The 21,256-nt window shown below is 72.0% G+C and carries 19 protein-coding genes; 4 read left to right on the top strand and 15 right to left on the bottom strand.

Translation table 11 applies throughout. The annotated features are described in order from the left end of the window. Positions 1-18: 18 nt before the first annotated feature. The 7 genes from H7X46_RS08215 to H7X46_RS08185 form a co-directional block, all read right to left on the bottom strand. Positions 19-1,158 carry a M20 family metallopeptidase gene (locus tag H7X46_RS08215; RefSeq protein ID WP_186358836.1) on the bottom strand — a complete coding sequence of 380 codons (1,140 nt, stop codon included), beginning with the start codon at positions 1,156-1,158 and terminating at the stop codon, positions 19-21. Beyond that, positions 1,155-1,820, bottom strand: a complete 666-nt coding sequence (locus tag H7X46_RS08210) for a DUF1028 domain-containing protein (RefSeq protein ID WP_186358835.1) — start codon at positions 1,818-1,820, stop codon at positions 1,155-1,157. The genes H7X46_RS08215 and H7X46_RS08210 overlap by 4 nt, the downstream gene beginning before the upstream one ends. Further along, positions 1,817-2,239, bottom strand: coding sequence for a RidA family protein (locus H7X46_RS08205; RefSeq protein WP_186358834.1), 423 nt, complete (start codon positions 2,237-2,239; stop codon positions 1,817-1,819). Before H7X46_RS08205 ends, H7X46_RS08210 begins: the two co-directional genes overlap by 4 nt. After that, the gene (locus H7X46_RS08200; RefSeq protein ID WP_186358833.1) at positions 2,239-3,579 is read right to left on the bottom strand and encodes an NAD(P)/FAD-dependent oxidoreductase; all 1,341 of its coding nucleotides are present in this window, start codon (positions 3,577-3,579) and stop codon (positions 2,239-2,241) included. The genes H7X46_RS08205 and H7X46_RS08200 overlap by 1 nt, the downstream gene beginning before the upstream one ends. A gap of 214 nt (positions 3,580-3,793) precedes the next feature. Beyond that, a complete protein-coding gene (locus tag H7X46_RS08195; RefSeq protein ID WP_186358832.1) occupies positions 3,794-5,200 on the bottom strand; it encodes an MFS transporter in 1,407 nt (468 codons plus the stop codon). Between the two features lie 185 nt (positions 5,201-5,385). Then, a complete protein-coding gene (locus H7X46_RS08190; protein WP_186358831.1) occupies positions 5,386-6,348 on the bottom strand; it encodes a LysR family transcriptional regulator in 963 nt (320 codons plus the stop codon). Positions 6,349-6,382: 34 nt separating this feature from the next. Then, positions 6,383-7,111 (bottom strand): GntR family transcriptional regulator, encoded by a 729-nt coding sequence (locus tag H7X46_RS08185; protein WP_186358830.1) that lies wholly within the window; start codon positions 7,109-7,111, stop codon positions 6,383-6,385. Between the two features lie 202 nt (positions 7,112-7,313). Here H7X46_RS08185 and H7X46_RS08180 point away from each other — a divergent pair, with 202 nt between their 5' ends. The 3 genes from H7X46_RS08180 to H7X46_RS08170 all read left to right on the top strand — a co-directional run bounded on the left by H7X46_RS08180 (position 7,314) and on the right by H7X46_RS08170 (position 10,905). Continuing rightward, a complete protein-coding gene (locus tag H7X46_RS08180) occupies positions 7,314-8,003 on the top strand; it encodes a hypothetical protein (protein ID WP_186358829.1) in 690 nt (229 codons plus the stop codon). Between the two features lie 32 nt (positions 8,004-8,035). Beyond that, positions 8,036-8,983 (top strand): PDR/VanB family oxidoreductase, encoded by a 948-nt coding sequence (locus H7X46_RS08175; protein WP_186358828.1) that lies wholly within the window; start codon positions 8,036-8,038, stop codon positions 8,981-8,983. A 296-nt stretch (positions 8,984-9,279) separates the two neighbouring features. Continuing rightward, complete coding sequence (locus H7X46_RS08170; RefSeq protein ID WP_186358827.1) at positions 9,280-10,905, top strand: AMP-binding protein; 1,626 nt, start codon at positions 9,280-9,282, stop codon at positions 10,903-10,905. 39 nt (positions 10,906-10,944) lie between these two features. Here the strand turns inward: H7X46_RS08170 and H7X46_RS08165 are convergent, their stop codons facing one another. After that, on the bottom strand, positions 10,945-11,292 hold the full coding sequence (locus tag H7X46_RS08165) for a DoxX family protein (protein ID WP_186358826.1): 348 nt from the start codon (positions 11,290-11,292) through the stop codon (positions 10,945-10,947). Positions 11,293-11,795: 503 nt separating this feature from the next. Here H7X46_RS08165 and H7X46_RS08160 point away from each other — a divergent pair. Further along, on the top strand, positions 11,796-12,518 hold the full coding sequence (locus H7X46_RS08160) for a hypothetical protein (protein ID WP_186358825.1): 723 nt from the start codon (positions 11,796-11,798) through the stop codon (positions 12,516-12,518). 143 nt (positions 12,519-12,661) lie between these two features. Here the strand turns inward: H7X46_RS08160 and H7X46_RS08155 are convergent, their stop codons facing one another. The 7 genes from H7X46_RS08155 to H7X46_RS08125 all read right to left on the bottom strand — a co-directional run bounded on the left by H7X46_RS08155 (position 12,662) and on the right by H7X46_RS08125 (position 21,252). Then, complete coding sequence (locus tag H7X46_RS08155; protein ID WP_186358824.1) at positions 12,662-13,837, bottom strand: CoA transferase; 1,176 nt, start codon at positions 13,835-13,837, stop codon at positions 12,662-12,664. Beyond that, positions 13,830-15,617: an acyl-CoA dehydrogenase family protein gene (locus H7X46_RS08150; protein ID WP_186358823.1), complete on the bottom strand. Its 1,788-nt coding sequence runs from the start codon at positions 15,615-15,617 to the stop codon at positions 13,830-13,832. The genes H7X46_RS08155 and H7X46_RS08150 overlap by 8 nt, the downstream gene beginning before the upstream one ends. Then, positions 15,614-16,879 carry an MFS transporter gene (locus H7X46_RS08145; protein ID WP_186362520.1) on the bottom strand — a complete coding sequence of 422 codons (1,266 nt, stop codon included), beginning with the start codon at positions 16,877-16,879 and terminating at the stop codon, positions 15,614-15,616. The genes H7X46_RS08150 and H7X46_RS08145 overlap by 4 nt, the downstream gene beginning before the upstream one ends. A 204-nt stretch (positions 16,880-17,083) precedes the next feature. Next, positions 17,084-17,974, bottom strand: a complete 891-nt coding sequence (locus H7X46_RS08140) for a LysR family transcriptional regulator (protein WP_186358822.1) — start codon at positions 17,972-17,974, stop codon at positions 17,084-17,086. Positions 17,975-18,069: 95 nt separating this feature from the next. Further along, on the bottom strand, positions 18,070-19,245 hold the full coding sequence (locus H7X46_RS08135) for an acyl-CoA dehydrogenase family protein (protein WP_186358821.1): 1,176 nt from the start codon (positions 19,243-19,245) through the stop codon (positions 18,070-18,072). Beyond that, positions 19,232-20,038: an NAD(P)H-dependent oxidoreductase gene (locus H7X46_RS08130; RefSeq protein ID WP_186358820.1), complete on the bottom strand. Its 807-nt coding sequence runs from the start codon at positions 20,036-20,038 to the stop codon at positions 19,232-19,234. Before H7X46_RS08130 ends, H7X46_RS08135 begins: the two co-directional genes overlap by 14 nt. Next, positions 20,035-21,252, bottom strand: coding sequence for an acetyl-CoA C-acetyltransferase (locus H7X46_RS08125; protein WP_186362519.1), 1,218 nt, complete (start codon positions 21,250-21,252; stop codon positions 20,035-20,037). Before H7X46_RS08125 ends, H7X46_RS08130 begins: the two co-directional genes overlap by 4 nt. Positions 21,253-21,256 lie beyond the last annotated feature (4 nt).

The following is a 21,256-nucleotide window of genomic DNA, read 5'->3' as shown; positions in this document are numbered from 1 at the left end:
CGGCGGCCCGTTGCACCATCACGACCGGCCTCCCTCGCGTGCCCGGTCCACCGCCGTCCAGGCCAACGCGACCGCGCCGTCGAGCAACGCCCGCTCGGCCTCCGCCCCGATGCAGTGCGCGGCGAACTCCCTCTGGTGGTTGGTCGCGGGTAGCGATCCGATCCCGATGTACGGGTGGATCGCCGGGACGACCTGGGACACGTTGCCCATGTCGGTGGACGCTCGGTTCATCCGGCCGGCCAGGCCGCCCGGCGCGAACTCGCGGCCGAGCTCCAGGGCGTTGGCCCGGTAGTGCTCCAACGTGCGCGTGTCGGTGCGGAACTCGGCGTAGGGCTTGCTCTCGGCCTCCACCTCCAACGTGCAGCCGGTGGCCAGGGCGCCCGCCTCAAAGCACCGCAGCACTTTCGGCTCGATCGCGGCCAGCTCGGCCAGGCTCTCCGCACGCACGTACCACCGCCCCACAGAGCTCTCGGGGATTGCGTTGGGTGCCGAGCCTGCGGAGGTGACGATCCCGTGCACCCGCGAGCTCGTCGGGAGCTGCTGGCGCAGCAGGCCGATGGCGACCTGGGCGACGGTGAACGCGTCAGCCGCGTTCACGCCGTCCTCGGGATATGCCGCAGCGTGCGCGGACCGGCCGCCGTAGGAGATCCGGGAGTGGCTGACCGCGAACGGCCGCGCCTCGGCGACGTCGACCGGTGCCGGGTGAACCATCATCGCGAGGTCGACGTCGCGGAACGCGCCGCGGTCCAGCATCTCGATCTTGCCGCCGCCACCTTCCTCGGCCGGGGTGCCGTACACCTCGACGGTCAGGCCGATTGCATCGGCCACCTCGGCCAGACCGAGGGCGGCACCGACCGACGACGCAGCGATGAGGTTGTGTCCGCAGGCGTGTCCGAGTCCCGGCAGCGCGTCGTACTCGGCGCACAGGGCGATCCGCAGCGGCCCCGCGCCGTACCGGGCGAGGAACGCGGTCTCCAGCCCCAGGTAGGCCGGGGTCACGGTGAACCCGCGACGGTCGAGCAGCTCCGGCACCGTCTCCGCGGCGTGGTGCTCCTCCCACGCGGTCTCGGGCCGTGCGTGCAACGCGGTCGACAATCCGACCAGCTCGTCGGCCGCCCGGTCCACGGCGGTGCGGACCGCAGCCTTCTCGCGGATCACAGGTCCCCCGGGACGCCGTACGACGGCGCGCTCGCTGGGTGCAGCGCACGTCGGACGTAGTCGTCACGCTGTGGCAACCAGGTCTCCACGGCCTCGGCCAGGCGGTCGATCGGTGCGTCGGCCCAGTCGACCCGCAGGTCGGTCACCCGCCACTCCACGTCCGCGACGACGGCTAGGCCAGCCGAGTGCACCGGCCCCTCCTCACCGCCCGCCTCGTGCCCGGCCCTCAGTGCGGCGAGCAACCGCTCCTCGAACTCTCCCGTGGCGGACTCGAACGCCTCGACCATGATCGTCGGCAGGTCGGTGCTCACGAGCATGTTGCCGGCGGCAACCGAGTGCGGGCCGAGCGCCGCACCGTGGGTACCGAGGGTGTGTTCCCCGCTGAACCAGGCGGCCGGGCCCGCCGGTCCGACCGCTGTCAGCTGGCGGTACTCCAGGTCGGTGGCGTTCGCCCCGACCTCCTTCAACGCCCGTCCGGCGTCGCCGTGCACGGCCAGCCGGTCGAGGGTCCGCCCGCCCAGCCGGGGGTCGGTGACGTTCTGCGACGCGGCGGCCCCGACGCCGGGCCGCAGGTGCACGCAGCGAGCGGCGACCGCGGGACTGGAGGAGCTGACGGCCATACCGAACCGCCCCTCGTGCCGGGCAACGATGGAGAAGGTCATCGGTCGGCCTCCGGGATGACGGCGATCGCATCGATCTCGCAGAGCCACTCCGGACGGGCTAGCGCGGACACCACGACACCGGTGGAGATCGGGTGGACCCCCTTGGTCCAGCGCCCCACGGTCTGGTAGACGGTCTCCCGGTAGCGCGGGTCGACCAGGTAGATGGTCAGCTTGACCAGGTGTTCCATCCGGCTGCCCGCCTCGCGGAGCAGCATGTCGATGTTCGCCATCGCCTGCTCGGCCTGGGTTCCGACGTCGCCGATCCCGACCGACTCGCTGGTGTCGAGGTCCTGGCCGATCTGGCCGCGGACATAGACCGTGTTGCCGGCGACGACGGCCTGGCACAGGTCGTTGTCGAGGTTCTGCTCAGGATAGGTGTCGCGGGTGTTGAACGGACGGATCCGGGTGTGGGTCGGCATCAGGCTGCTCCAGTGGTCGTGACGGTGCACGCGGTGTCATGGTCAGGCCGGGCGGCGCCGGTGCTCGGCCGACGCGGGCGGAGCGGGTCGGCGACACCGGGGTACGCGAGGTAGCTGCGCTGGATCATGATGTGGTCGGCCACGTACGCGGCGTCGTGCCAGACCCCCCAGATGAAGCTCGATCCGCGTCGCGACTGCCAGGGCAGGCCGAGGAAGTAGACGCCTGGCTCGGTGGACACGCCGCGGGCGTGCTGCGGCCGGCCGGCCTCGTCGAATGCGTCGACCTCCAGCCAGCCGTAGTCGGAGACGAACCCCGTCGCCCAGACGATCGAGGTGACTCCGGCGGTCGCCACGTCGAGTTCGGTAAGCGGGTCGAGCACGCAGTCCGGCTCCGGCCCGAACGCGCGGGCCTCCGGTTCCTCCGGCAGGTCGAGCCCGTTGCGCGCGACATACGCGTCGGCCTCGTCGAGCATCGCCAAGTAGCCGGCGTCCCCGCCGGCGATGTTGTCGCGCAGGTCCGCCGCGAACCGCATCCGGCCGTCGGCGAACGCACGGGTCATGCCCACCAGGGTGATCCCACCGGCCGCGAGCGCCCGGAAGTCGACGGTCCGCCCTCCGTCGGCTCCGCTAACCGCGATGGTGACGTGTTCCGCCCCCCTGGGGGGCGCCACCGCGTCCCACTTGTTGAGGACCCCGAGCCACCAGCAGAAGTCCCGTCCCCGGTATCGGCGCGGGGGCCGGTCGTGCGGACCGACCGAGAGGTAGACGGTCCGGCCGGAGCGCCGCAGCTCGTCCGCGATCTGGACGCCCGACGATCCCGCCCCGACGACGAGCACGGCGCCCGCGGGTAGCTGCTCCGGGTTGCGGTAGGAACTCGAGTGGACCTGCAGCAGACCCGCGTCCCGCGGAACAACCGGGGGGACTGCCGGCTTCTGGAACGGTCCGGTCGCGGCCACGACATGGCGCGCGTCGACCGTCCCCTCCGAGGTCTCGACCCGGAAACCGGGGCGCCCGACGTGCTTCCGCACCCGCCGGACCTCCACACCGCAGCGGACCGGTGCGGCGATCTTCTCAGCGTAGGCGGCGAAGTAGTCCGCGACCTGGTCTTTCGAGGCGAACCCGTCGGGATCGACGCCGCTGAACTCGAGCCCCGGAAAGCGGTCGTGCCACGCCGGACCGTTCGCCACGAGTGAGTCCCAGCGGCCCGTCCGCCAGCGCTCGGCGATCCGATCGCGTTCGAGCACCAGGTGTCCGATCCCGCGTGCACCCAGATGCTCGCTCATGGCCACGCCGGCCTGACCTCCGCCCACGACGAGGACCTCGGTCTCATGGTGCGCCATCTCAACCTCCGTTCCAGTGATCACGACGCGCTCGCTCCCGCAGGACGTCGCCATGCCTCCCGCCGCGATGACGTCCAGGTCGACGGGTGGCACCGGCGGAGGGGCGGAGTGCCCGGACGGGACGCCGATGCACCGAGTCTGGGGGGTCTCGATAGAACAGACCAGTGGATGTTTTCGAACCTTTGCATCATGTGAGCTGATGCAAAGGCGTACCTCAGGACGTCACGCCGTCGGCGGACGCCCGGGTCGGCGGCACCGTCGATGCCTCCCCGGGAGCGGCGGCGCCCAGGTCCTGCGCACGGAGCAGGCTGCTGCCCGCCGTCTCCCGCATGCTCAGTGCGGCGGCCAGCCCGAGCGCCGCGGCGACCATCAGGTAAGGACCGGGGACGATCAGGCTTCCGGTGGCGGAGATGAGAACGGTCATGAAGAACGGGACGGTGCCGGCGAACAGCGCGGCGGTGACGTTGTAGGCGATCGACAGACCGCCCTGGCGAGTCCGGGTCGGGAAGATCTCGGCGGACCAGACGGCGTGGGTCGCGAGGATCGCCGAGAGGATCACGGCCAAGCCGAGCGCCGCGACGACAGTGCCGATCATTCCCGCCTGCATCAGCAGGTAGGCGGGCGTCGCCGCGACCAGCAGCGCGCCGGCGGCTCCGACCATGACGGGCTTGCGCCCAACCCGGTCGGACAGCAGCCCGAACGCGGGCACCAGGATCAACCCGAGCATCGAGGCGAACGTGGAGAGCAGGGCGGCGCTCTCGGCCGAGTGCCCCAGGTGGTCGGTCTGGTAGGTCACCAGGTAGGTGAGCACCGCGTAGAACAGCACGTGCATCATCGTCATGAGGCCGGCGGCCTGCAGCATCTGCCGCACGTTCGTGCGGAAGAGTTCCCTGACCGGGCTGCGCGGCACCGAGCCGGTCGCCTCGAGCGTCCGATACTCCGGGGTGTCCTCGATCTTCGTCCGGATGATGTAGCCGATCACGCCCATGGGTGCCGCTATCAGGAACGGGAGCCGCCACCCCCACGAGGTGATCTGATCGTCGGTCAACGAGACCGAGAGCAGGTAGAACGCGAACGATCCGGCGAGGAACCCAAGCAGCGATCCGACCTCGAGCCAGCTCACCCCGAACGCGCGCCGGGTGCGGGGCGAGTACTCGGCCAGGAAGCTGGCGGCACTGCCGAACTCACCGCCGGCGGCGAAACCCTGCACCAGACGGAGGGCCACCAGCAGAATCGGCGCCGCGATCCCGATCGTCGCGTACCCGGGCAGCAGTCCGATCGCGAGCGTCGCGACCGACATGACGATGATGACGATCGAGAGCGTGCGCCGCCGGCCGATCCGGTCGCCGAGCGGGCCTAGCACCAGCGCGCCGAGCGGGCGGATTCCGAACGACACGGCGAACACGGCGAACACGGACAGCACGCCGGCGACCTCGCTCTCCGACGGGAAGAACACCGTCGCGATGGTCGTGGCGAGGTACGCGTAGACGGCCCAGTCGAACCAATGGACGAAGACGCCGATCGCGCCGGCGGCCACGCTCCGGCGCAGCGAGGCGGGATCGACCTGGACGGCCGCATCGAGCGCGGCGTCAGTGGTGGGAGGTGGGGTGGGCTCGGACACGGGTCCTCCAGCGGGGCATCGCGAGACGACGACAGGCCCGCGCCCGGCGACCCTGCCGTGAACAGCTCCGGACCGCGGCGGCTGTTCGCGAGGCGACGCTATGCAGGCCTTAGGGATCGATCAAACAGAGATAATATGTTCGGTGCATCGGTTTCCTCGATGCATATGACGCCTCGATCCGAGGGTCAGGACTGCGAGCCGCCCCGGCTGGGGCCCGGGCGCCCGGTGGCCGAGCGGAGCCGCCGCACGACCTCGCGGGCGGTGTCGGTGACGGCGCGTGCGCGCGCGGTGCGCCGCACCGACTCCATCCACGCCACGACGACCGACAGCGCCGGGACGCCGTCATCGGCGATCGGCCGCGCCTCGACGCGCCCACCGCTGTAGGTCCCGTCCAGCACCGGCTGCTGGTTGAGCAGAGAGAACCCGAGCCCCCGCGCGACCATTCCGCGTACCGCCTCGACGCTGGCCGACCGGTAGGCAATCCGCGGCTGGGCTCCGGCCGTCCCCAGCAGCTCGCGGAAGTACTCGCGGCTGTGCGGGAGGTCCAGCAGCACCATCGGTTCGTCGGCCAGGTCGCTCAACCGCACCTCCGGCCGGTCCGTGAGCGGGTGCCCGGGCGGCAGGACCACGTACGGCGGGGCCTCGGCGATGACCTCCCGTCGGACTCCCGGCCCGAGTCCGAGGTCGTAGGTGATGGCGACCTCGACCGCGCCGCTGCGCAGTGCGGCGCTCACCGCGGCCGCCTCGAGCTCGAGCACCTCAACTTCCAGCCCGGGGCAGCGACCGCTCAGTTCCGCGAGCAGATCGGGCAGCACGAAGGGGACGAGGGTGACCATGCAGGCCACCTTGATCCGGCCGCGAACATCGTCCCCGCGGCCACGCGCCGCGTCCAGCACCTCGCCGACGTGCGCGAGCAACCCGCGCACGTCGCGCAGCAGCTCCTCCCCTGCTGCGGTCAGCACCAGGCCGCGGGCATGCTGGCGGATGAACAACGGTGTCCCCACCTGGCGCTCCAGCTGGGCCACCGCCGCGGACACCGCCGACTGGGCCACCCGCAGCTCCTCGGCTGCCTTGGTCATGCTCAGCACCGAGGCCGCCTCCACGAAGTACCGGAGCTGCGTGAGGGTCACGTCCGGCTGCCTGGTCACGACATTCCCCGGTGCTCGGCGTCCATCGCGAACGTCAGGCCCCGAGCCCGTGCGCACGCAGGTAGTCGATCAACAGCGACTGGGACCGCAGGATGTGGTCACGCATCGCCACCCGGGCCTGCGCACCGAGCCCGTTCGCGATCCGGTCCAGGACGACGTCGTGGTCGTCCAGGTAGAGAGCCCGGAGGGCCTCCGGAGTCCGGACGGCCAGCCGCACCGTGTCCTTCGGGAAGTACCGGTGCAGTTCCTGGATCATCTGCCCGAGCCGCCGGTTCCCGCCGGCGTCGTGGATGACACCGTGGAAGCTGTCGTTGAAATGGCGCAACCGCTCACCGGCATCCTCGTCCGTGCCGTCCAGGGCGGCGACGGCCGCGGGCAGGAGGTCGGCCAGCGCCTGCTGCGCCTCCCGCAACCGACGCGTGATCGCGGGGTCGGTCGCCCCGGCCGCGAGCTCGGCGGCGAACCCCTCGAGCTCGGCGCGGACCTGGTAGACCTCCTCGAGCTCGCGAAGGGTCGGCACCCGGACCCGGGCTCCTCGGTTCGGGATGAGCTCGACCAGGTTGAGGGCCTGCAGCTTGCGCAGCGCCTCGCGGGCCGGCGTGCGGCTGACACCGAACCGTCGGCAGACCTCGTCCTGCTGGAGGTGTTCCCCGCGCGCGTAGCGGCCACCCAGGATCTCACCCTCGAGGATCCGGGCGATCTGGTCCGCGTAGCTGCTCGGGGCTTGGAGCCCGGCCCCCGGGTGCACGATGCCGTCGCTCATCTGGCTCTCACATCCCGTCATCGTAGGCAGCCCGTGCCGGACGAGCGGCGATCCCGTGCCCCGCCACACCCGTATCCCGGGCGCGCCCGTCGACGTGGCAGGGCCGAGTCATCGCGCTCCTTCGTATCAGCCCGGTCTTGACAGCCAGCACGCCGCCAGATTGTATCCATGGATACACGGATCCAACGAACCGGAGGACGACATGGTCGATGTGCGGAACGTGCGTGGCGGTGACGGCCTGGAACCGATCCGCGCGGAGATCGATGAGCTGCTCGACTCGGTCGTTGAGGCGACCGCGACGGCGACCGAGGCGTTCTTCGCCTCCTACGACGAGGCCCCGGACCCGGCACGGCTCGCGGCATGGCTCGCTCCGCGCTGCTGGCGAGAGATCGACTACGTGTACCTGCTGAACGAGGAGATCGCCCGCTATGGCATGCGCTTCCAGCGCCGGCACATCACGCTGCTCGCGAAGCAGTCCTTCCAGGAGGCCGAGCACTACGACATGGTCGGAAAGGCCATCGAGTCCCTCGGTGGCACCGTGCCCACGTCCGTCCCGGCCGAGGCCGAGCCGTGGAGCGCATTCCTCTGGCAGTGCCTGGACCGCCATCCCCTCGCCGCGATCGCGGCGTGGAACCTCTCCGAGACCTCGGCGTCCGGCAGCTTCGAGCCGACCTTCCGCGGCGCGGAGCGACACGGCCTCGACGAGGTCGTGCGGATCTACAAGCGGATCGAGACCGACGAGAAGTTCCACGTCGGGCTCGGACTCCAGATGCTCTCGACCTACGTCGCGGACGACCACGACCGCGACGAGGTCCTCCGCGCGATGCGGGGCATGCGCGACATCGCGTGGAAGACCTTCACCCCAGAGTCGGTCGGCGCCGCCGGGGCCTGAGTGCTCCGGCCCGACACACCCCGGAAGGCACGATGACCGGTACCTGGACCACGGTCGCCGTCGAGTCCGTCCAGCCCTGCGCCACGGACGTCGTGGCGATCACGCTCGCCGCGGCGGGCGGGATGACGCTGCCGTCCTGGGCCCCCGGCGCGCACATCGACGTCGATCTCGGCGCCGGGTTCGTCCGGCAGTACTCCCTCTGCGGGGACCCTGACGACTCCGGCCGGTGGCGGATCGCCGTGCTGCGCGAGGCCGCGGGCCGCGGCGGCTCGCAACGGGTCCACGACCTCGTTCGCGCCGGGGACAGGCTCCCGGTACGCGGCCCGCGCAACCATTTCCCGCTCGTCGACGCCGATCGCTACGTCTTCGTCGCCGGCGGGATCGGCATCACGCCGATCCTGCCGATGCTCCGCCGGGTCGCGGCGCTGAACCGGCCGTGGACGGCGTTGTACGGCGGTCGGTCCCGGAACTCCATGGCATTCGTCGACGAGCTCCGCGCGGTCCCGGGTGGCGAGCTCCAGATCGTCCCCCAGGACGAGTCCGGGTTGCTCGATCTCGTGACGCCCCTCGGAGGCGCGCCGGGCGAGCACTCGGTCGTCTACTGCTGCGGCCCGGAGGCGCTGATCTCCGCGGTTGAACGGGCGTCCGCGCACTGGCCGGCCGGGACCCTGCATCGCGAGCGGTTCAGCGCTCCGCCCGTCACCGGCGGGGGCGGCGCGTTCGACGTCGTCCTCCGGCGCAGCGGGGTGCGCCTGACGGTGCCCGAGCACGTGCCGCTGCTGGACGTCATCGAGAGCGCGGGCATCGCCGTGGAGAACTCCTGCCGAGCCGGGATCTGCGGCACCTGCCAGGTGCGGGTGTGCTCGGGCGAGCTGGACCATCAGGACGACGTCCTGTCCGACGACGAGCGCGACCGCGGCGATGTGATGCTGCCGTGCGTCTCCCGGGCCCGCGGCGGCATCCTCGTTCTGGACCTGTGACGGACCTCGGCGGCACGGTGCCGACGTCGCTGCCGTTCCTCGGGAACTGTCGCCGGTGAGCTCGAGCAGGAGTGGGCGAACTCGGAGCCATCATCGTGCAATCCGTTCTCTCAGTCGGTCGCCGCCAAAACCTGACAGCGATATCAGAGCTGCGTCGGATCGACGGCCCGCACGGTTGTCCTGGACGGCCTCCATGGCCAAGACTCGCCTCCGGACGCGACGCGGATCAGCATCGAGGTGATGCCGACGGCCGCTCCGCGCGCCCGACACCCGCCGCACCCGGAGGCCGATCACCGATGTCCGACCCGCGTACCCGCGTCGACGAGCTGGTCCGGCACTTCTCCCGGCCCGGCTCCTCCGCGGCCGACCTGCTCTGCGACAGCCACCCCGCCGACGCGGTGGCGTTCACGGTGATCGAACCGGACCTCGGCTCCCGTGACCTCACCTACGGCGAGCTCCGCACGGAGTCGACGAAGTTCGCGGCCGCGCTGGCCGGGCTGGGCGTGGGTCCGGGCGACGCCGTCGCGGTGCTGATGGGCAAGTCCGCCGAGCTCGTCGTGGCCCTGCTGGGCATCTGGCGGCGCGGCGCGATCCACGTCCCGCTGTTCACCGCGTTCGCACCGCCGGCCATCGAGCTGCGGGTCGGTGCCAGTGGTGCGAAGGTCGTCGTCACCGACGCCGACCAGCGCGCCAAGCTCGACCAGCTCGTCGGGGATCCGGGGCAGGGGCCGCGCCTGGTCGTCGTCGGCGGGCCGGCAGGCGGCCACGACGACTTCCACGAGCTCCTGGCCCGGCACGGCGGCGACGAGGTCGAGCCGGCCGCCCTCGGTCCGGACGGCGTGCTGATCGAGCTATTCACCTCCGGCACCACCGGCGCCCCCAAGGCCGTGCAGGTCCCGGTGCACGCGCTCGCCGGGATCCTGGGCTACCTGGAGCTCGGCCTCGACCTGCGCGCGGACGACGTCTACTGGAACGCCGCCGACCCGGGATGGGCCTACGGCCTCTACTACGCCGTGCTCGGCCCGCTGGCAGCGGGCCGGCGCAGCCTGCTGCTGCACGCCCCCTTCGCCCCGGCGACCACCTGGCGGGTGCTCGACCGGTTCCGGGTCACCAACTTCGCTGCCGCGCCGACGGTCTACCGCAGCCTGCGCGGGCAGCCGGTGCCGCCCGGCCTGGAGCTGCGGTGCCTGTCATCGGCGGGCGAGCCGCTCACCCCGGACGTCCCGGCCTGGGCCGAGTCGGCGCTCGGGGTGACCGTCCGGGACCACTACGGCCAGACCGAGCAGGGCATGATGATCGGGAACGGCTGGGCCGGCGAGATCCGTGAACCGGTCCGCCCGGGGTCGATGGGCCGGCCGTTCCCCGGCTGGAGCGTCGCGATCCTCGCCGACGACAGCACCACACCCGCACCGGCCGGAACGGTCGGGCAGGTGGCCGTGGACGTCCCGAACAGCCCGCTGGCCAGCTTCCGCGGCTACGCGCGGGCCACCGGGTCGTCCCGCTTCAGCGACGACGGCCGCTGGTACCTGACCGGGGACACCGCGACCCAGGACGAGGACGGCTTCTTCCACTTCTCCGCGCGGGACGACGACGTGATCCTCATGGCCGGCTACCGGATCGGCCCGTTCGAGGTGGAGACCGTGCTGCTCAGCCACCCCGCCGTGGCCGAGGCGGCCGCCGTCGGCCGGCCCGACCCGCTGCGCGGCGAGGTGCTCGAAGCCCACGTCGTGCTCACCCCGGGCGCCGAGGGCACGCTGGAGCTCGAACGCGAGCTCCAGCAGCTGGTCAAGGACAACTACGCCAAGCACGCCTACCCGCGCACCGTCCACTTCACCGACGCGCTGCCGAAGACCCCGAGCGGCAAGATCCAGCGCTTCCTGCTCCGGCAGGGAGCACCAGGATCCCGGTCGGTGTCCTCCTGATCGGCCCCACAGGTCTCGAGGCAGGCGGAGGTCGCCGCGTCATGCGCCGGCCGTCACGATGCCTGCCAGCACGACCGGTGCGAGGTACAGCAGCGGGAAGGGGACGTGGGAGAAGGCCCGAGCGCGAAGAACGGTGAGGACGGCACCCACGAAGTACAGGGCCAGACCGGTCGCGGCGGCCACACCGATTCCCGGGATCCACAGCCCGACCACGAGGCCGGCCGCGCCGAGCGCCTTCGCCGACCCGAGCCAGACCCACCAGCTCCGGGGGACGCCGTAGTCGGCGAGGTTGTCGACCACCCACGCCTGGCGGGTGTAGACCGCGTAGGCCGAGAACCCGACCCACGCTGCGGTCACGAGGACGACGACGGTTGCGGTGATGCTCATCGGTGGAGTCCCTTTCGGTCTCGTGCTCGGCGTCGACGCGCCTGTATCTCCGACACCGCGCACGGACCGGATGTGACAGGCAGGCGACAGAGCAGACGCCTCCACGCCCCTCTGTTGCGGGAACCCCCTGCTGGGCGCCAGCTGAGCACGACGCGCTCATCGGTGGTCGGGCTCGCATCGGTCTCGTGCCCGACCGGGTCGTCGCCGCACCCGGGACGCGATGTCGATCTCGAGAACCACCCCATGATCGACGGTTCAGGAGCGGAACGCTCGCGAGCCGGTCGCTGCACTCCACAACCGTCGATCATCGCGGGCTTCGACACGTCCGGACCGTCCGCGATGGGAGGTCGTCGACGGGCTGCTCACCTCCGTGGCGACCGAGCCGCCGGCGGGTACGCACTCGCCGCCGACGGTGACCACACGTGTGGGTCACGTTGCTACGGTCGGTATGCAGGTGCTCACCGATCTGGGGCGGTACGTATGCCCCGGGAGGGAGTGGATGGTTGTCCTCACGGGACTCGTACAGCTCGTCGGCCGCCAGCAGGCGGGTGCCGTGGCGACCGTCGGCGTCGCGCCTCGTCGTGATCGCCGCGAGCGTCCTCGCCGGAGTCGGCCTCATGCTCGGCGCCGCTCCGCTCGACGGCTGGTGGCAGTCGGTCCTCGTCGAGGTCGGTGCCTCGGTGCTCCTCCTGGCCCCGCTGGCCTACATCGAGGACTACCTCCGTCGCTCGTTGGGCGAGCTGAACGCGACATTGCAGTCGTCGGCGACCGGACTCTCGGCGGTCCGCCGCCTCGTCCCCTCCGCCCAGCGCCGCGCCGCGGTCTTCGACGCACTGCTCGCCGCCGTCGAGGCCGGCGCCAACGCCGGCGAGTTCACGGCGACGCAGATCAGCACCCTGCTCGACGGGGGCAGCGAGGACCGGACCGTCGCTCTGGCGGCCATGGCCGGCAACGCCTCCCTGGCCGACGGTGCGGCGATCGTCCGCTCCATTCGCAGCTCGGCATCCGGGAACGAGCAGTTCTACGCGCTGCGCGCCGCGGACGCCGGGTGGGCGCAGCTCCGCACCGAACACCGAACCCGCATCCTCGCGGCCATCGACGAGGACGACCGCACCCGCCGCTGGATCGCCGACGACCCCCACCGACAGAGGATCGCGGCACGGCTGCGGGCACCCCCTCCCCCGCAGCCGTCCGAACCGCGAGACGGCCCGGCCGCTCCGGAATGACCGCAGCGTCGCCCGCCGCGCTCCGGGGGCGTCGGGTACAACCTGGGATCTGACCGCGGTCCGAGCTCGATCGGCGAGGACCGGCGCTGAGCAGGTTCACGATCCAGCGCTTCTTGCCTGCTGGCGACCACCGCGTGGCAGCGCTACTCCCCCGATCGGGCGTGCAGCTCCTCCCACACGTCGTCGGTGTGCTGGCCGAGCAGGGGCGGCGCCGTCCGGACCTCGGGACGCCGGCCGTGGTAGTTCACCGGGAACCCGACCTGGCGGATCGGGCCCGCGGTCGGGTGCTCGACCGTCGAGACGATGCCGAGTGCCTCGGTGTGCGGACTGGTGTAGACCTCGTGCAGGTCCCGGATCGGCGCGGCCGGCACCCCGGCCTCCTGCAGCACCGCGCACCACTCGGCGACGGTCCGCGCGGCCAGCGCGTCCTCGATCAGCGCGACCAGGTCGTCCCGGTTGGTCACCCGGTCGGCGTTGGTGCGGAAGCGCGGGTCGTCCGCCAGCGCCGCGCGGTCGAGGACTCCGCACAGCCGTGTCCACAACGAGTCGTTGCCGACGGCGATCACCACGTACCCGTCCGCCGCCGGGAACGCCTGGTACGGCACCAGGTTCGGGTGCCCGGACCCGAGCCGGTGCGGCGTCTGCCCCGTGGCGAAGTAGCCGGTCGCCCAGTTGATGTGCAGCGCGAGCTGCGTCTCGTACAACGACGTCGTCAGGTACTGCCCGAGCCCGGTGCGGGCCCGTTCGACCAGCGCGGACAGCACCCCGATCGCCCCGAACAGGGCGGCCCCCAGGTCACCCATCGCGTAGCCGGCCTTCACCGGCGGGCCGTCGGGCTCCCCGGTCAGGGACATCAACCCGGCCGCGGCCTGGGCGACCATGTCGTAGCCGGGCTCGTCGCGCATCGGACCGTGGTCGCCGAACGCCGAGATGTGCAGCACGATCAGGTGCGGATGCCGCTCGGACAGGTCCCGGTAGTCGTACAGCCGTTGCAGGCTGCTTCCCGGCCGGAAGTTCTCCACGACGACGTCGGCCTCGCGCAGCAACCGGTCCACCGTGTCCCGGCCGGCCTCGGACTTGAGATCGACGGTCACCGAGCGCTTGTTGCGGTTGGTCGCGAGGTAGTAGGTGGCGTCCTCCCCCTGGAACGGCGGGCCCCACTGCCGGGTCGGGTCCCCGCCGTCGGGGTGCTCGACCTTGATCACGTCGGCCCCGAGGTCGGCCAGGGTCATGCCGACGTAGGGCCCGGCGAGGATCTTGGACAGGTCGACGACGCGGATGCCGGCCAGCGGCCGTGCGGTGCGGGGTGACTCAGACACGGGTCAATCCTCCCTGAGCCGGCACGTCCGGCAGCCGCACCGGCTGGGGCAGCGGGTCGCCGTCGGCGATCTCGCCGAGATGTCGCAGCGCGGCACCCGGGGTCGCGGCCGGGTCGTCGAGCCGGTGCAGGACGGCCTCGGCGACGAGCAGCGCACGGTGGTCGCCGGTGACGCCGATCCGGTACTCGGCCTGTTCGAGCAGGAGCGTGGCCATCAGGGTGTGGGCGACGTCGGTGGCCCACCCGGCGATGCCGATCTCCTGCTCGTCGGCGGGCCGTCCCAGGAGGCGGTCCGCGGCGGCCGCGAGCCGGGCCCACCGCTCGGCCAGCCGGCGCGCCGCGGTGGCCGTGAGCTCGTGCCCGAGTCCGTCGAGCCGGGCGGTGTAGGTCGCGGCCAGCAGCCGGTGTGCGCCGTCCTTGCGCAGGCAGCGGAGGATGTCGAGGGCGATCACGTTCGACGAGCCCTCCCAGATCGATCCGAGGTGCGCGTCGCGCAGCAGGCGGGGTTCGACCCAGTCCTCGATGTAGCCGTTGCCGCCGCGGATCTCCATCGTCTCGCCGGTCACCCAGCGGGCCCGCTTGCACACCGTGTACTTGGCCAACGGCGTGAGGACCCGGATCAGCGAGCGGGCCCGGTCGTCGTCGACGGACGGTCCGGCGCTGCCGGGGTCGGCGAAGGTGACCGCGTCGGCGGCGTCCAGCCGGTCGGCACACTCCAGCACCAGCGCCAGCGCGGCCTCGCTGTCGAGCAGCAGCGGGAGCAGGGTGGCCCGCATGAGGGACTGGTCGAACAGCGCCCGGCCGGACACGATGCGCGCCCGGGTGTGGTCGACCGCCTCGCGCACCGCCCGGCGCATGATCGCGGCGGAACGCATGGCGTTCGACAGCCGCGAGACGTTGACCATCTCGGCCATCTGCCGGAAGCCACGGGAGAGGTCCCCGACCGGCTGCGCCCAGGCGTCGTCGAGCGTGACCTCGCCGCTGGCCATCGACCGGGTGCCGAGCTTGTCCTTGAGGCGGTCGATCCGGATCGCGTTGCGGCTGCCGTCCGGCCGGCGTCGCGGGACCAGGAACATCCCGAGGCCTCGGGTGCCCTCACCCTGCCCCGGCACCCGGGCCAGGGTGAGGATCACGTCGGCGGTGACGTTCGAGCAGAACCACTTGCGTCCGCGCAAGGTCCAGTGGCTGCCGTGGTCGGTGGCCTCGGTGGCGGTCCGGCCCACGTCGGTGCCGCCGTCGATCTCGGTCATGAACATCGCCCCGGTCGCGGCCGAAGCCGGATCCGTCGAGCTCAGCGCGTCGATCTCGGCGGCGAACCGGTCCGGGTCGAAGAGCCGCAGGATCCGGGCTGCCGAGTCCGTCATGGACAGCGGGCAGGCGACACCGAACTCGGCCTGCACGAACAGGTACGACAGCGCGTACTTGACGACGTGCGGCGCGCGCCCGGGCCACCCGTTGACCCCGGCGCGGTGCGACATCGCCGCCAGCCCGAACCGGTGGAAGGCGATCGCGGTCAGGCCGTCGTAGGCCGGGTGGAACTCGACGTCGTCGATCCGGTCGCCGGACGGGGAGAACGGCACGTGCCGCGGGGGATGGCGGTCGGCGGTCCGGGCGAGGGGGTCGACCTCGGCCGGTGCGGCGGTGCCCATCGCGTCGAGCAGCGGCTCGAGCCGGTTGCGGTCCTCCGTGGACAGCACGCGGTCGAGCATCGGCTTGAGCGCGGGGTCCCGGTCGGCGTAGTTCACGAGCGTTCCTTCCGAGCGGTACGGCGTGGTGGTCACGCGGTCGACCAGGTGCTGCGGCGGATCAGCGCACCGGTGCAGACGATCGAGACGAGGACGAACCCGAGACCGAGCCCGACGACGGCCCAGATGGAGCCGGTCGCGGTGAGCAGCGTCTGCGACGCCAGCGGCGCGGTGCCCGCGAAGATCGTCGTGCAGAGCTGGTAGGCGAGCGAGGTGGCCGTGTACCGGACGTCGACCGGGAAGACCTCGGACAGGATCCCGGCCAGCGCCGCGTAGAACATCGCGTGCGGGACGGTCGCGAGTGCCATGCCGATCATCGCCAGCCCGGTCGACCCGGTCTGCAGCAGGACGAACATCAGGGGCAGCAGCACGATCTCGGGCAACAGCATCCACAGGACCGCGCGCCGGAGATCGATCCGGCTCGCGAGCACGGCACCGAAGGGCTGGACGACCACCTGGACGACCAGGGCGACGGTGATGACGGTGAGGAACGTGCTGCGGTCGAACGTCAGCTCGGTGGTGGCCCAGGACAGCGCGAAGGTCGTCTTCACGTAGGTGATCGCGACGCCGGCCGCGCCCGCGCCGACACCCAGCGCGACGAGCAGGCGGTGATGGCGCAGCACGTCCCGGATCGGGAGCTTCGCCGTGCGCTTCGACTCCAGCAGCCGGGTCATCTCCGGGGTCTCGGCCATGCGCAGGCGGATGAACAGCCCGACCATGAGGAGAACCAGCGAGGACAGGAACGGAACCCGCCAGCCCCACGACTCGAACGCCGGCTCGGACAGCTGGGCGATCCCGAGGAACGAGACGGTCGCCAGCAGGTTGCCCACCGGCGAGCCCTGCTGGGCGAACGCCCCGTAGAGGATCCTCTTGTGCCGCGGGGCGTACTCGGTGGCGATCAGGACCGCGCCGCCCCACTCACCGCCCATCGCCACGCCCTGGATCATGCGCAGCACGATCAGCAGGACGGGCGCAGCGATGCCGATCTGCGCATAGGTCGGCAGCAACCCGACACCCGTCGTCGCGACGGCCATCATCGTCAGCGTCGTGATCAGCGCCTTCTTGCGGCCGATCCGGTCACCGATGTGACCGAAGATCACGCCGCCCAGCGGGCGGGCGAGGAACCCGACCCAGAAGGTGCCGAACGCGGCCAGCGTGCCGATCGCCGGCGTCATCTCGGGGAAGAACAGCCTGCCGAAGACCAACGCCGACGCGGTCCCGTAGATGTAGAAGTCGAACCATTCGACGGTGGTTCCGATGAAAGCGGTGACCCCGGCCTTCTTCGCCTCGCGGGGCATCCCGTCCGGGGCCGCGGTCTCGTTCGTCCGTACCGGATCTGCTGGTTCGGTCATCCCTGACTTCCTTGTCGCGGACGGTCCTCGGCCACGAACGCTCGCCGGCGAACGCGCGGAAGGAGGAGTGCCACGACTGTGGCAACGCGCATTATGGCCGGTCAAGGACCTTTTCAGGCACGCACTGAGACCTGATCGGGCATAGTGGTGTCAGGTAGGAGTCGGCAGGACGCGTTCGGCGACGGAGAGGACGGCGCGCACCGCCCGCGACGGGTTGTCCGCACGCCACGCGAGCGCGATCGGCATGACGGGCGCCCCGTCGCCGATCGGCCGGAACACGACATGGTCGGTGCGGATCCGCCGCGCCGACGAGACCACCAGTGCCACCCCGACCTCGGCCCCGACCAGCGTGAGGAGCGTGTACGAGTCGGGAACCTCCTGAGCCACCCGCGGCGTGAATCCCGCGTCGAAGCAGGCCCGGTCGGCGGTGGCGCGCACGGCCGAACCACGGCCGGCCGGGAACGACACGAACGACTCCCCCGCAAGTTCCGGAAGCGCGACGGACTCCCGCGCCGCCAGCGGGTGGGTGTCCGGCAGGGCCACCGTGAGCGTCTCGAGTCGCACCACCCGGGCGCTGATGCCGGCGCGGACCGGCATCGCGACGAACCCGATGTCGAGCTCGGAGTCGGCGACCTCGTTCAGCGCCTGCCCGGAGTACGTCTGTCCCTGCAGGACGAGCTCGACGCCGGGGAGGTCGGACGTCACCGCGCGGGTCAGCCGCGGGAGGACGTCGTAGCTGCTCGCGCCGGCGAAGCCGATGCTGACCCGGCCCACCGCGCCCTCCCCCGCGGCCCGGACCGACCGCTCCGCGAGCGCGACCTCGTCGAGTACACGGCGGGCGTGGTGCAACAGCGCCTCACCCTCGGCGGTGAGCCGGACGCTGCGCGTGCTGCGTTCGAACAGCGTCGTCCCGAGCCGGCGTTCGAGAGCCCGGATCTGGCGGCTGAGCGGGGACTGGGCGACGTGCAGGCGGGCCGCCGCGCGTCCGAAGTGCAGTTCCTCGCCCACTGCGACGAACGCGACCAGCTGTCGCAGCTCCACGTGTCCTCCCGGCCGGACCCGCCCACCAGGATGGGGACCGTACCGCGCGGCACCGGGGAGGCCGCGGCTGAGGCAATGGCCGGAAGGCGGCCAGCTCAGGCCCGCGCCTCCGGGCGCCCCAGCAACGCGTCGGAGATGATCCGCATCTGGATCTCGGACGTCCCCTCGAAGATCTTCGTCAGGCGGGCGTCGCGCCAGTAGCGCTCGGCCGGGAAGTCCGAGGTGTACCCCGCACCGCCGTGGATCTGCACGCCCGAGCTCGTCACCCGCTCCGCCATCTCGGAGGCGACGAGCTTGACCATCGACGCCTGCACCGGGCTGGGCATGCCCGCGTCGACGGCCGTGCAGACCTGGTACATCAACGCCCGCGACGCCTCGATCTGCGCCGCCATGTCCGCGATCGTGAACCGGATCGCCTGGTTCTCCCCGATCGGGCGTCCGAACTGGACGCGCTGACCGGCGTAGGCGATCGCGTCCTCCAGCGCTCCGCGGGCCAGACCGATCGCGCGGGCGGCGGTGTGGATCCGGGCCGTGTCGAGATCACCCATCGCGATCCGGAAGCCCTGTCCGACCTCCCCCACGACCTCGCGGGCCATGGCGCCGTCGAACGACAGCTCCCAGGTCTTCCAGCCGTGGTAACCGATCTTGCGCACCGGCGTGCCGGTCACGCCATCGGGGAGCGTGCCCCGCTGCTTGGGCATCAGGAAGCAGGTCACGCCGCGGGAGCGGTGCGCCGGATCGACCGGCGAGGTCCGGGCGAACACCTGCAGGTAGTCGGAGCCGTCGGCGAACGTGCACCACATCTTCTGGCCGTCGATCCGCCAGCCGTCGCCGTCCGGGGTGGCCCGACAGCTCAGGTTCGCGACGTCGGAGCCGGCCTCGGCCTCGGACAGCGCGAACGCGCTGAGGAATTCGCCCCGTGCCATCGCCGGCAGGTAGCGGCGGCGCTGGCCCTCGTCGAACCCGGCCGTGAACTGCTGGCCGCGGGCGATCAGGCTGGCCACGCTCATCCAGGCCCGGGCCAGTTCCTCGACGACGACGGCGTACTCGGACAGCCCGAGCCCCAGGCCGCCGTACTCCTCCGGGATCAGGATCCCGAAGAAGCCCAGCTCGGCCATCTTCGCGCGGAGCTCCATCGGAATCTCGCCCTGCACCGGGTCGAGCTCGTTCGCGACCGGCAGGACCTCCTTGGTGGCGAACTCGCGCGCCAGGTCGCGGATCGCCAAGCGGTCCTCGGTGAGGAAGGGCCCTGGTGCCTCAGTGGCCGTCATCGTCGCTCCTGCGGGTCGGGGCCGGTGCGACGTGCACGCCGAGCCCGGTGCGGCCGGGGGCGTGGTGGTCGCGCAGGACCAGGTCGTCGTCGTAGTCGCCGCCGTTCTGGCTGCGGAACGCGATCGGCTCGGTGTCCGGGATCGCGAGTACCCGCTCGCGAAGGCGCGCCGCCGCGGCCCGGAACTCGTCGTCGGACACCCGGTTGGCGCCGGGCACCGCGACCGTCGGCAGCACGTCCATGCCCACGTAGAACAGCGTCCCGTGGGTGAGCGGGAACAGCAGCTCGTCGAGGTCGCCGTTCACGCCGCGCGGTCCGAGTGCCGCCTCCCGCCCGCCTGCCGTGGTGACGACGAGTGCCCGCCGGCCTGCGAGGTTGCCGTCGCCGTAACGCAGCGTGCGGCCCGGGTGCTGCGGGTCGGCGATCCCGTAGGCGAAGTCCTTCACGAAGACGCGGTCGATCCAGCCCTTGAGGATCGCCGGCACCGAGTACCACCAGAGCGGGAACTGGAGGACGACGGCGTCCGCCGACTTGATCTTGTCCTGCTCGGCGAGCACGTCATCGCTCAGCGTCCCGCGTTCCAGCGCGGTGCCGGACACGGGCCCGACCCGGAACCGCTCCGCCGGGTCGTGGCCGTAGTCGGCGGCGGTCACGACCGCGTTCCAGTCCATGGCGTACAGGTCCGAGTGCGTGACCGAGTGCCCGGCCGCCTCGAGGGCCCGGACCGCGTCGTCGCGCAGCGCGCCGCCGAGCGAGCGCGGCTCGGGATGGGCGAAGACCCACAGCACGTTCATCCGACACGCTCCACGATCGCCGCCAGCCCCTGGCCGCCGCCCATGCACATGGTCTCGATGCCGTAGCGGCTGCCGCGCCGGCGCATCTCGTGGGCCAGCGTCGCGAGGATCCGCCCGCCGGTGGCACCCGCGGGGTGGCCGAGCGAGATCCCGGAGCCGTTCACGTTGAGCCGCTCGTCATCGGCCGGGGTGAACCGCCACTCCCGCAGGCACGCGATGACCTGCGCGGCGAACGCCTCGTTGATCTCGATCAGGTCGATGTCGGCCAGCGTCAGCCCGGCCCGGTCGAGCGCCCGCGCGACGGCGGGGACCGGGCCGATGCCCATCGTGCGCGGCGGTACCCCCGCCAGCGCGGACGACACGATCCGCAGGTACGGGGTCAGGCCGAGCTCCGCCGCCCGGCCGGTCGTAGTGACGACGCAGGCTGCGGCGCCGTCGCTCTGCCCGCAGGCGTTGCCCGCGGTGACGGTGGCGTCCGGGTCGACGTCGCCGCGCACCGGCCGCAGCCGGGCCAGGTCGTCCATCGTGAGGCCGGGCCGGGGGTGCTCGTCGAGCGTCACCGTCGTCTCCGGCGTGCGACGGGTGCCGGGCACCGTCACCGGCACGATCTCGTCGGCGAACCGGCCCTCCTTCGTCGCGGCGACAGCCTTCTCCTGCGACGCCAGCGCGAACTCGTCCTGCTCCGTCCGGCCGATCCGATACTCGGCGCGCAGGTTCTCCGCCGTCTCCAGCATGCCGCCGGGGACCGGGAAGTCGGTGCCGCCCGCCGTCGTGCGGCCGCGGGCGATCCGGTTGACCAGGGTCAGCTCGTCGGCCCGGATCCCCTTCTTCAGGCCGAGCGCGTAGTACTCGGCCTGGCTCATCGCCTCCACCCCACCTGCGACGACGACGTCGGCCCAGCCCTGGCCGACGGTCAGCGCGGCCTGCAGGATCGCCTGCAGCCCGGAGCCGCAGCGCCGGTCGAGCTGCATCCCGCCGACGCCGACCCCGAGCCCGGCGTTCAGCGCCGCGACTCGGCCGATCGCCGGTGCCTCGCTGGTCGGGTAGCAGTAGCCGAGCACGACATCGTCGACGTCGCCCTCGCCGAGGCCGGTCCGCGACCGCAGCCCCCGCAGCGCGTGGGTGGCGAGGTCGGCGGCGGTGAGACCGGCGAACACCCCGCCGTCGGCGCCGACCGGCGTGCGTACCGGGTCGCAGATCACCACGTCGGACAGCGCG

This window comes from Pseudonocardia sp. C8, from assembly GCF_014267175.1.
Classification (GTDB): Bacteria; Actinomycetota; Actinomycetes; order Mycobacteriales; family Pseudonocardiaceae; genus Pseudonocardia.
The sequence above is the reverse complement of the archived record's forward strand: the minus strand, read 5'-3'. Positions and strand labels throughout refer to the sequence as shown.